This is a genomic window from Stenotrophomonas sp. YJH_SMC_106-19, from assembly GCF_059368375.1.
In genome coordinates this window covers 270,720-281,583 of the sequence record NZ_JCAFRQ010000003.1, presented here as the reverse complement: position 1 = coordinate 281,583, position 10,864 = coordinate 270,720, and the positions used below count along the sequence as shown (strand labels likewise).

At 69.3% G+C, this 10,864-nt stretch carries 13 protein-coding genes; 11 read left to right on the top strand and 2 right to left on the bottom strand.

All coding sequences use genetic code 11. The annotated features are described in order from the left end of the window. Positions 1-43 precede the first annotated feature (43 nt). Positions 44-343 (bottom strand): AzlD family protein, encoded by a 300-nt coding sequence (locus AC5P5M_RS12080; protein WP_053516356.1) that lies wholly within the window; start codon positions 341-343, stop codon positions 44-46. Continuing rightward, entirely contained in the window at positions 340-1,074 is a 735-nt protein-coding gene (locus AC5P5M_RS12075; RefSeq protein ID WP_495205941.1) for an AzlC family ABC transporter permease, read from the bottom strand. Before AC5P5M_RS12075 ends, AC5P5M_RS12080 begins: the two co-directional genes overlap by 4 nt. A 124-nt stretch (positions 1,075-1,198) precedes the next feature. Between AC5P5M_RS12075 and AC5P5M_RS12070 the strand changes: the two genes are divergently transcribed. The 11 genes from AC5P5M_RS12070 to gspD all read left to right on the top strand — a co-directional run bounded on the left by AC5P5M_RS12070 (position 1,199) and on the right by gspD (position 10,864). Further along, the gene (locus AC5P5M_RS12070) at positions 1,199-1,663 is read left to right on the top strand and encodes an Lrp/AsnC family transcriptional regulator (RefSeq protein WP_128988259.1); all 465 of its coding nucleotides are present in this window, start codon (positions 1,199-1,201) and stop codon (positions 1,661-1,663) included. Positions 1,664-1,811: 148 nt separating this feature from the next. Then, complete coding sequence (locus tag AC5P5M_RS12065; protein WP_053516350.1) at positions 1,812-2,492, top strand: TonB-dependent receptor; 681 nt, start codon at positions 1,812-1,814, stop codon at positions 2,490-2,492. Between the two features lie 16 nt (positions 2,493-2,508). Further along, complete coding sequence (locus tag AC5P5M_RS12060) at positions 2,509-3,039, top strand: RNA polymerase sigma factor (RefSeq protein WP_494531403.1); 531 nt, start codon at positions 2,509-2,511, stop codon at positions 3,037-3,039. 69 nt (positions 3,040-3,108) lie between these two features. Then, complete coding sequence (locus AC5P5M_RS12055) at positions 3,109-4,089, top strand: FecR family protein (protein WP_476343098.1); 981 nt, start codon at positions 3,109-3,111, stop codon at positions 4,087-4,089. A gap of 53 nt (positions 4,090-4,142) precedes the next feature. Next, the gene (locus tag AC5P5M_RS12050; RefSeq protein WP_495205940.1) at positions 4,143-4,691 is read left to right on the top strand and encodes a hypothetical protein; all 549 of its coding nucleotides are present in this window, start codon (positions 4,143-4,145) and stop codon (positions 4,689-4,691) included. A 143-nt stretch (positions 4,692-4,834) separates the two neighbouring features. Next, positions 4,835-5,395, top strand: coding sequence for a hypothetical protein (locus tag AC5P5M_RS12045; RefSeq protein ID WP_495205939.1), 561 nt, complete (start codon positions 4,835-4,837; stop codon positions 5,393-5,395). A 57-nt stretch (positions 5,396-5,452) separates the two neighbouring features. After that, on the top strand, positions 5,453-5,890 hold the full coding sequence (gene gspG / locus AC5P5M_RS12040) for a type II secretion system major pseudopilin GspG (RefSeq protein WP_065176116.1): 438 nt from the start codon (positions 5,453-5,455) through the stop codon (positions 5,888-5,890). A gap of 54 nt (positions 5,891-5,944) precedes the next feature. Continuing rightward, positions 5,945-6,805 carry a type II secretion system minor pseudopilin GspK gene (gene gspK / locus AC5P5M_RS12035; protein ID WP_111186859.1) on the top strand — a complete coding sequence of 287 codons (861 nt, stop codon included), beginning with the start codon at positions 5,945-5,947 and terminating at the stop codon, positions 6,803-6,805. Further along, positions 6,802-7,968 (top strand): type II secretion system protein GspL, encoded by a 1,167-nt coding sequence (gene gspL / locus AC5P5M_RS12030; protein ID WP_495205938.1) that lies wholly within the window; start codon positions 6,802-6,804, stop codon positions 7,966-7,968. The genes gspK and gspL overlap by 4 nt, the downstream gene beginning before the upstream one ends. After that, positions 7,965-8,492 carry a type II secretion system protein M gene (locus AC5P5M_RS12025; protein WP_253161711.1) on the top strand — a complete coding sequence of 176 codons (528 nt, stop codon included), beginning with the start codon at positions 7,965-7,967 and terminating at the stop codon, positions 8,490-8,492. The genes gspL and AC5P5M_RS12025 overlap by 4 nt, the downstream gene beginning before the upstream one ends. Beyond that, on the top strand, positions 8,489-10,864 hold the full coding sequence (gene gspD, locus AC5P5M_RS12020) for a type II secretion system secretin GspD (RefSeq protein ID WP_495205937.1): 2,376 nt from the start codon (positions 8,489-8,491) through the stop codon (positions 10,862-10,864). Before AC5P5M_RS12025 ends, gspD begins: the two co-directional genes overlap by 4 nt.

Genomic DNA, 10,864 nt, shown 5'->3' with positions numbered 1-10,864 from the left:
AAGACCGATCGGCAGCGCCGGGTCCCGCCCGGCCTGCCGTGAATCAGCCCAGCAGATGGCGCAGCAACCCGGCCGAGACCACGCCGATCAGCACGGTCGGCAGCATCGACAGCCGGGTGGCGGCCAGCAGGGTGATGGCCAGCGCAGCCAGATCGGCGGGCTTGTCGGCAACGAAATCCGGGGCGATCACCGAGATCAGCACGCAGCCCGGCGCGGCCTCCATGACCGTCACCGCACGCTTGCCGAGGGTGCGGTTGCGCAGGGCCAGGAAGCCGATGATGCGGGTGAGGTAGGTAACGGCTGCCATCAGCACGATGGTGAGCAGCGAGCTCCACTGGATCATGCCGCGTCCTCCGCCAGCAGCCAGGCGGCCACCAGCCCGGCCAGCGCACCGCTGGCGACGTACCAGGCGCCCGGAACCAGCAGATGGGTGCCTGCGGCCACCAGCAGGCTGACCAGCCAGGGCCGCGCTGCGCGCAGGCCCTGCCACATGCCACGCAGCAGCACCAGGAACACTGCGGGGAAGGCCATGTCGAATCCATAGGCATGGATGTCGCCCAGCAGCGGGCCGGCGATCGCGCCCAGCGTCGTGCAGGTCACCCAGACCCCATACAGGCCGGCCGAGGTGCCCAGGTAGTAGGCGAGGCTGAAACCGTGCATGCGCCGCCGCGCGTCGGCGACACCCAGGGCCCAGCTTTCGTCACACATGAAGAACAACGCCGGCAGCGTGCGACGGCGTGGCAGGTGCTGCAGCAGCGGTGCCAGGCTGGCCCCCATCAACAGATGGCGGCTGTTGACCAGCGCGGTGATCGCTACGATGAGCGCGATGTGCGGAGGTGACGTCCACAGCTCGATGGCGGCGAACTCCGAGCCGCCGGCGAAGTTGAGCCCGGTCATGAGCGGTACTTCAAGCGCCGACAGGCCCTTCTGCGCAGCCTGTGCACCGAGCACCAGGGCGAAGGGAACGAAGCCGATCATCACCGGCACGGCAGCGCGCAGGCCGCGCAGGAACTCGGCGCGGGGCATGACGTGGCAGGGGGCGTCAGGCGGAAGGAGGGAGGGTTGGGCGTCCATGTAGCGGAAGCGAGTGAGGGGGCTTCATCGTAGCGGCGACGGCACGAAATCGGGTTGCGTTGATGCCATTCAATTGAGAATGTTGCGCATCTGATGCGGCAGATGGTCATAAGGCTGAAATCCAATGCAATCTCAACTCGATAACCTTGATCGCCGGATTCTCGAGGCGCTGCAGGTCGATGGTCGTCTGCAGAACCTGGAGCTGGCCAGGCAGGTCGGTCTTTCGCCGTCGGCTTGCCTGCGCCGGGTCCGCCTGCTGGAGGAGGGCGGCTACATCGACCGCTACGTGGCGCTGCTGAACGAGACCAAGGTTGGACGGGGCTTCACCGTATTCGTGCGGGTCTGGCTGCGTGGGCAGGACGAGGACACCACCAACCACTTCATAAACAGCATCAAGTCCCTGCCGGAAGTGCTTGAATGTCATCTGATGGCAGGCGATTGCGATTTTCTGCTGCGGGTGGCCGTGGCCGACCTGGATGCGTATCGCCAGTTCCAGATCCGGCATCTGAACAGGATCGCCGGGGTGCAGAACACCAAGACCGAGATCCCGATGCAGCGGATCAAGCAGACCACCCGGCTGCCGCTTTGAGGCCACGCCGCGCCGGCCCCCGGTGCGGTGGTCATCGCAATGACATCTGCCCCCGGTAGGGTCTGACCCCGCTTGCCGGGCGCGCGCGGGCGACCTCCCGGTCGTGCCGCCTGCCTCCGTCACAGCTGCTGTCGCTGCCGAGGGTCATGTGTTCAACGTCAGGGGGCTGGATGGACGCCACGCGGTCAGAACATGGAGAGTGGCCATCGCTGCGTGGCTGCTGCTGGCCTTCGTCGCCACGGCCGAGGACGACGTCCGTGCTTACGACATTCCGGCGCAGCCGCTGGAGCAGGCAGTGGAGCGCTTCAGCGTCAGCAGCGGGTGGTCGGTGATGTACGCCGGCGAACTCGCTGCCGGTCGGCGCAGTTACCCGCTGCACGCCAGCCTGCCGCCGCTGCAGGCGCTGCAGACCCTGCTGCAGGAGACCGGCGTCGAAGCCGAGGTGATCGGCGCGCAGCGCGTGGTGCTTCGGCTGGGCGCGCAACCCGAACGCGCGGCCGGTACCGTCGGCCTGCTGCCGGAATCCGAGCGCAGCCGTCGTTTTGGCGGGCTGCAGCAGCGGCTGCGCGACGCGTTCTGTGACGACCCCCTGCTCGCACCGGGCCGCTACGCGGCGACGCTGCGTTTCCGCATCACCGCCGAGGGCCATGTCGACGATGCCGAACTGCTCGTCGGCAGCGGCGACGCCCGGCGCGATCGGCGCCTGTTGCTGGCCATCGGCAGGCTGGCGCCGTCCATCGACGCCGCCGCGTTGCCGCAGCCGGTGACGCTGCAGATCCAGCCCTCCCGTGCCGACCACGACTGTGGCCGGCGGCAGCCCCTTCCATGATTTCAAGGATTCGAACATGAGCAACGGAACGGCCGGGGCGGTGGACCTGATGGATCACCTGCTGGGGGCTTACGATGAACTCAAGCGCCGGCTGGTGCGCAAGCTGGGCTCGGAAGAGCTGGCAGGCGATGCGCTGCAGGACACCTGGATGCGCCTGAGCGCACGCCGCGACCGGCTGGACCCGGTGCAGAATCCGGCGGCCTATCTGCTGCGGATGGCGATGAACACCGTGATCGATCGGCAGCGCGCCGACCATCGCCTGCTCAGCCTGGAAGAAGTGGACGCGCTGATGGAGATGGCCGATCCGGGCCCCGGTCCGGCTCAGGCTGCGGAGCTTGATCGTGCCCTCGAAGAAATGGTCGGCCTGCTGCACCGCATGCCCGAACGCCGCCGCCGGATCCTGCTGGCGATCCGCGTGGACGGCCTGCAGCAGCGGGACGTGGCCGAGCAGCTGGGCGTGTCGCTGCGGCTGGTGCAGCGCGAACTGAAAGCGGCCCAGGACTATCTGGCCGAGCGCAGCGGGCAGGACCGGCAGGTGCGGTTCTGACCGGCGGCGTCCGTCTACACTTTGACGCCGAGCAGAACCCCGCAGCGTGCGGGCATGGCTGGACTGCGCATGGACCCTGATGATCGCCCGCACCGCACGCTTGACGCCGTGGAGCGCCAGGCCCACGCCTGGGTGGTGCGTCTGACGTCGGGCGAGGCCACGGCAGCCGACGGACGCAGGTTCCGCCAATGGTGCGCGACCGATTCGCGTCACCGCGAAGCGTTTGCCCGTGCGCGGCGGCAATGGGAGCAGGTGCGCGTGGCCGGTGAGCAGGTCCCGGCTGCGGCGCGCCAGCCGCAGGCACCGGGCCTGGCACGGCGATGGAGCCGGCGTGCATTCCTGGGGGCGGCCATCGCCGCCCCCGCCAGCCTCGCCGTGGTGGCAGCGATCCGTCCACCGTTGGGGCTGTGGCCGTCGGTGAGTGCGATGGCGGCCGACTTCCATACCGGCACCGGCGAGCGCCTCCAGCTTGCGCTGACGCCGCAGTTGACGCTGGAGCTGGATACGCAGAGCAGTCTGCGGCGCCGGATGGGTGCGGGTGGCGAGGGTTACGAGCTGGTGCAGGGGCAGGCGGCATTCGAGACCGCTGCGGGTTCACGCCTCGCACTGTACGCGGGGCCGGGCTGTGTGATCGCCGATGAGGACGCAGCCCGGCTGGACGTGCGCAATACCGGGGGACACGTCCGGGTGACGTGCCTGCGCGGCAGCGCCCGCATCGAGCACCCGCAGGGCCGGCTGCGGCTGCAGGCCGGACAGCAGACCCGCTACGACGAACGCCTGAGCGGCGTGGTGGCCGAGGCCGTGGCCGGCGAGGTCAGCGCCTGGACCGAAGGCATGCTGGTGTTCCGCCGCGCGCCGTTGCGCGAGGTGGTGGACGAGATCAATCGCTATCGCCGCGGCAGGGTCCTGCTCGGTGACGGCGCACAGGCGCGTGCGCCGGTCAGCGGTCGCTTCCGCATCGATGACCCGGACGCGGCGCTGGAACAGCTGCGGTTGACGCTGTCGTTGGAGCTGCGTCGCTTCCCGGGCGGTATCGCCGTCCTGGGGTAGAGTCCCCGGCCACGCGCGTCGTGTGGCTGCCGCATGCAAGGAGAAGCCAAGGAATGCGCAACGAGACCATCGGTGTGCTCGACCTGCGACGCAACCTGTCCGCATTGCTGGAGACCACGCAGCGGCGTCCATTGACGGTGCACCGCTATGGATCGCCCTGGGTCTGCGTGGTCTCCGATCCGCAGTGGCAGGAACAGTCCGTGCTGCTGGATTTCGACCCGCAGGACCATCCGCTGGCTGCCCTGCTGAGGTTGCAGCAGGCGCTGTCGCTGCCGGAGAAGGGCAGCGTATCACCGGCAATGGCGGCCCGCGGTCTGCTGCTGATGGCGATGCATGGCATACAGGGCCTGCCACAGTTGCACGACCAGGTGATCCATCACCGCTTGTGGCACTGGTTCGTGGCCGGTGCGGTGAGCGCGATGGACGGATGGCAGTTGCCGGCACTGCGCCAGGCCACGGCCGCGTTGCTGGCCGACGCGGACGCGGCCGGGTTGCTGTCCGCATTTGCCCGACGTCCCGACGTGATGGTGCTGGCACGACAATGCGGCGGCATCGCTCCGTTGCTGGATGCCGATGCCTGCAGGCGCATGACGTCGCTGTGACAGAGCGGCTGAAGCGCAACGCACGGCACATCACGCGCAACGCGCTGTCGCTTCATTGACCCTGCTGACGTCTTCTCCAGAGTACGGCGCATCCGCGTCGTGGAGCGCAGGCAGCGTCGATGGCGGAACGTCGCAGGATCAGCATGCTCGAGCTGGATCGTCACCTGAGCCGGTCGCTGGAACAGGCCCGGCACGCGCCGCTGTGCGTACAGCGCTACGGGCATCCGTGGGTCTGGGTGCTTTCCAGCGACGCCTGGGCGGACGCCGCGCGATGGGCGGCGCTGGACGTCGAGGCGCATCCGCTGCTGGCGCTGCGCCGCGCAACCGATGCGCAACTGCCGGCGTGGCCGGAGGCAGCCATCGCGACGCTGCCCCTGGACATGGACGATGTCCGCATGCTGCAGCGTGCCGTTCTGCTGCTGTGGGTGCAGGCACTGGACAGCGCGCAACGGGTACACGATGACCTGCGCCATCACCAGGTGTACCGCCGCTTCGTCGGCTTCGGCCGTGGCAGCGCGTGGTCGCCGACGCAATGCGTGCGGATCCTGCAGGCCAGTCGCCACCCGCTGCTGCGTCGCTGCGTAGAAGGCGCGTTGGCGGCAGTACCTGCAACGCTGCTGCAGTCGGCTGGCGTGCCGCCGGCGGGCGCCAGCGCAGACAGGGTGGAGCAGCAGCGAATTGCAGGTGGATGTTTATCGTACTGACACATGCGCCGCTGACCATGGTGCAGCGGTCCCTTCCAGGATGACGAGGGCGGAACAATGGCAAGACAGCTTCGTGGTGGCAGGGCCCGGCAGCACGGTTTCAGCCTGATCGAGATCATGGTGGTGGTGGTGATCATCGGCATTCTTGCCGCACTGATTGTGCCGCGCCTGATGGATCGTCCCGATCAGGCGCGGGTGGTGGCGGCACGCCAGGACATCGCCGCACTGATGCAGGCGCTGAAGCTCTATCGCCTGGACAATGGCCGCTACCCCAGCACCGAGCAGGGATTGCAGGCGTTGGTGGCGCCGCCCCAGAGCAGCGGCGCGATGCCGACAACCCCCTATCTGGACCGCCTGCCGAACGACCCGTGGGGGCATCCGTACCAGTACCAGAACCCGGGCGCGCACGGCGACATCGACGTGTTCTCCCTTGGCGCGGACAGCAAGGCCGGAGGTGATGCCGGCAATGCGGACATCGGCTCCTGGCAGCTTTGAGGTCCACCGATGTCGCCTCCGATGGCAGCCTTTCCGTGTCGTCGCCAGCAGGGCATGGCGGTGATCGTCGCGATGCTGGTGGTCGCACTGGTGGCGGTGATCGCGACCGCGCTGCTGACCCGCCAGGCCGCGCAGCTGCGTGCGCTGCGTGGCGACCAGCTGCGGGCGCAGGTACGCATGGCCGTGGATGCCGCGCTGGAGCGCGCGGGGCAGCAGCTTCGTGACGACGCGCGCGAGCAGCTGACCACCGTGCGCGACGGTCGCTGGGCACGGCCGGTGCAGCTGGATGCGCCGCTGCCGGTGCGCCTGCAGATGGTGGACGCGCAGTCGCTGTTCAACCTGCGCAACCTGTTGTCGCAGGGCCAACCGGATGCGCAGGCGCGGCAGGCCTTCGTGGCGCTGTGCGTGGAGCAGGGGGTGTCTGCGGCCGCATGCAGCGGTGCCGCGGACCACATCCAGGCACGGCTGCGCGACGGTGATCGCGCCGCGCAGGCGCCCCTGCCGCGCGAAGCCCTGATCGGGCAGGCGCTGGCCGGTGCCGAGCCACGCGCCGTCCGGGCGTTGTCCCGGCGCACGGTGGTGTTGCCGGCGCAGACGCTGGTCAACGCCAATACGACTGACCTGGCCGTGCTGCAGGCGGTTGCACCCGGCGCTGATCCGGGCCGGCTGCGGGCGCTGGTGGACGAGCGCGATGGCGGCCGCTGGCTGCTCAACCGCGGTGATATCGCCAACCGCCTGCAGGTGAGCAGCGAGCAGATGTCGGTGATGCCGCTGGGCATCCACAGCGAATGGTTCCTGGCGGTCGGACAGGTCCAGGCAGACGACCGCGACGTCGATTTCCGCGCGTTGATCTGGCGTGAGTACCGCGATGACAGCGTGCGCGTGCAGCGTGTATGGACGAGGATCGGCGCATGAGCGTGCAGCTGCGGGTGCGCCTGCCGGCGCTGGATCGACTGCAGGCCGACAGCCGGGTGGAGTGGGCGCAACTGCAACGCGGTGACGTGGCGGCGCATGGCTGCGAGGCGCTATCGGCGTTGGGACAGCGCCATCCGCAGGCACAGGTGCACGCCTGCCTCGATCCGCATGACCTGATCCTGCTGGAACTGCAGCTGCCGCCGCTGTCAGGTCGCCGGCTGCAGGCCGCGCTGCAGGGCGAGGTGGAGGCGATGCTGCTGGACGACCTGCAGGATGTTGCGCTGGCCAATGGGCCGCAGGCGGCAGACGGGACCGTGCCGGTGGCATGGCTGGGCCAGCAGGCCGTGGCCCAGGCGCAGCAGCTGCTGGCGTCGTGCGGCCTGAGCCTGCAGGGGCTGTACCCGACGCCGCTGCTGCTGCCGTGGACGGAGGGGCGGGCCACGCTGGAGGCGAAGGGCGAGCACCTGCTGGTACGCAGCGGGCGCGACCGCGGCTTCGTGCAGTGGAGTGGCGGGCGCGACGTGGCAGGCGTGCTGCAGGCAACCTCCCTGTGCCTGCAGCAGGCCGGCGTGCAGGCCGTGCAATGGGTGCATGCGGTGCCCTCGGGTTGGCCCGGACACCTGCAGACCAGCACAGTGGCCGCGGGCAGCGAGGCCAGCGGCCCGCTGCCGGCATGGGCACTACCGCTGCAGCGCGGCGGACGACGCCTGCCACGAGTGGCGATCGGGCTGGCACTGGCGGCCGGGGTGCTCGCCGCGACGGGCCTGCAGTTGCAGGTCTCGCGCTGGCGCGGCGAAGGTGAGGCGTTGCAGCGGGAAATGACGCGGCAGTTCAGCGCGCAGTATCCGGAAATCACCGAGGTACTGGATCCGGTCCTGCAGGCACGGCGTGCGTTGGCCGCACCGGTGCAGACGGCTCCACTGCCGCGGATACAGCAACAGGTCGCGCTGGCATTGCAGGCGGTTCCGGAGCTGGCCGGCCGCGTTCGCGGCATGGACTACACGCCCGGCGCGCTTGAACTGGAACTGGACGCCGATGCGCAGGCGCTGGCCGATGATGCGCAGCATCTGGAACGATGGCAGCAGGCGGCGCAGGCGCAGGGCCTGCAGCTGGTCCGCCAGGGCGGTGGCCGCCTGCGGCTGAGCACCGGGGGCAGCCGATGAGGGTGCGGACTGCGTGGATGGAAGGCGGCATCGCGGCGCTGTCGCAGTGCTGGCGGCGCCTGCAGCTACGCGAGCGCGTCATGCTGACGACGATGGTGGGTGCACTGCTGGCCGCTGCGCTGTGGGCATTCTGGCTGGAGCCCCTGCTGAAGCAGCGCAGCTACTGGCAGGTTGAGCTGCCGCGCCTGCAGGCACAGATGCGGGCACTGGCGCCCTTGCTGGACGCGCGCGAGCGCCAGCGCCTGGCCCGGGAGCAGCGGCCGACACTGGCCAGCCTGCGTTCGCGGATCGCCGCCGCCGGCCTTGCCGATGGGGTGCGGGTCGACGCGCGCGATGGACGCTGGCACCTGCAGGTGCAGTCGGTGCCCGCCGATGTGCTCTGGAACTGGCTCCTGCCGCTGCTGGCCGACCCGACCATCGAACTGCAACGACTGCAACTGCAACGCACAGGGGACGCGGATATGCCGGCGGCACGTATTTCAGGAAGCATCGTGATGAAGGCCGTTGCGGGTGAGCTTCGATGAGGTCGATGCACGGTCTTGCCTGTGGCGCGGTGCTGGCTCTGGTCGTGGGGATGGTCCACCTGCCCGCGCGGGCATGGGCGCAGGATGCCAGCGACGAGCCGGTTCAGTTGAATCTGGTGGATACCGATATCGGTGGCGTGCTGCGGATGGCGGCGCGTTTCACCGGCCGCCAGTTCCTGATCGATCCACGTGTGACCGGCAAGATGACGGTGGTATCGGATGGTCCTGTCAGTCGCGGGCAGGCCTATCAGCTTCTGCTCGGCGCACTGCGCATGCGTGGCTTCGCCGTGGTCGAGAACGGTGGCATCAGCCGGGTCGTGCCACAGGCCGATGCCAAGCTGCTGGGCGGCCGGGTAGGCGGCGGAGCGGCAGGTGGAGAGGTTGCCACACGGACCTTCGCGCTGCGTTACGAGAATGCGGCCGCACTGGTCGCGGTGCTGCGGCCGATGATCAGCCCGGACAACCCGATCACCGCCAACGCGGGCAACAATACGCTGGTCATCACCGACTATGCCGACAATCTGGAACGCATCGCGCGGGTGATCGCCAGCGTGGACACCCCGGCTGGCATGGACACCGACGTGGTCAAGCTGCAGCAGGGGATCGCCGTGGATGTGGCCGCGATGGTCGCACCGTTGCTGGATGCGCAGGGCGCCGAGCCGGGCCAGAAGGTGGTGGTGATGGCCGATCCGCGCAGCAACAGCGTGCTGCTGCGCTCCAGCAGCCCGGGGCGCACGCGGTTGGCACGCCAGCTGGTGGAGAAGCTGGACCGGGCACAGGACGAGTCCGGCAACCTGCATGTGGTCTATCTGCGCAATGCACAGGCCACGCAGCTGGCGGGCGTGCTGCGCGGCGTGGTGGCCGGGCAGAGCGACGCGCAGGCGATGGGCAGCAGCGAGGGCATCACGCCGCTGCCTGGCGGGTCCGCTCGCAGCGCGCCGACGCAGCCGCAGCCGCAGCAGGCCGGGGCCACGGGCAATGCGCTGCCGTCGCAGCGGCTCGATCCGGACCGGCGCGACCCCGCTGATGCCGGCAGCAGTGGCTTCAGCCAGAACGGCATCTCCGTACAGGCCGATGTCGCCACCAATACGCTGCTGATCTCGGCGCCGGAGCCGGTGTACCGCAACCTGCGCCGGGTGATCGACCAGCTCGACCAGCGGCGCGCGCAGGTGCTGGTGGAAAGCCTGATCGTGGAAGTCAACCAGACCGATGCCGCTGAACTGGGCGTGCAGTGGATGCTGGGCAATGGCCGCACGTTCGCAGGCACCCACTTCGGTGGTGCGACCGGCGGCAGCGGCCTCAATGGCACGGCGCGCACCACGCTGGACGTGCTGCCGCGCGATGGCCTCAACGTGGGCGTGATCGATGGCACCATCACGCTGCCGGGCGTGGGCCAGATCCTCAACATGAAGGCACTGGCCAACGCGCTGCAGAGCAAGGGCGGTGCCAACATCCTGTCCACGCCGAACCTGATGACGCTCGATAACGAGGCCGCCAGCATCATGGTCGGCCAGACCGTCCCATTCGTCAGCGGCCGCTATGTCACCGACGGCGGAGGTGGCAGCAACAATCCGTTCCAGACCATCGAGCGTGAGGACATCGGCCTGAAGCTGCGGGTGCGCCCGCAGATCTCCGAAGGCGGGACGGTGAAGCTGGACATCTATCAGGAAGTGAGCAGCATCGACGGGCAGAGCTCCGGTAGCGAGGGCATCATCACCAACAAGCGGGCACTGGACACCAGCGTGCTGCTCGACGACGGCCAGATCATGGTGCTGGGCGGCCTGCTCGAGGACATCGTCAGCCACGGTCGCGACGCGGTGCCGGGCCTGGGCCGGATTCCGGTACTGGGCGCGTTGTTCCGCAGCGACACGCGCAGGCGCGCCAAGACCAACCTGATGGTGTTCCTGCGACCGCACGTGGTGCGTGACCCGGCGGCCGGCCAGCGCCTGACCCGCGATCGCTACGACTACATGCGCAACGCCCAGGCCGGTGCACAGCCGGTGCAGAGCTGGGCATTGCCGGCGCTGTCGGCGCCGCAGCTGCCGCCACAGGACCTGGGTACGCTCGGCCAGGGCAACGCGCGCGACGGCCAGGGGCGACCATTGCAGAACACCAGTCTGGCGGCCCTGTACCCGACCGGGGAAGGCACTGCGCAACTTGTGCAGTTCGCGCAGGGCCTTGACCCCGCACGCGCCGCGCAGGCGGTGGCGCAGGTGCGGGCATTGGGCCTGCAGGCGTACGCAGAAGCCACACCCGGCGCAGCGGGTCAGCGCCTGCGGGTGCGTCTGCCACGCGATCCGGCACAGCTGGACCCGGCCCTGCAGCAGTTGCGGGGGTTGGGATACACCCCGGAACTGGTGATCGGGCCGTGA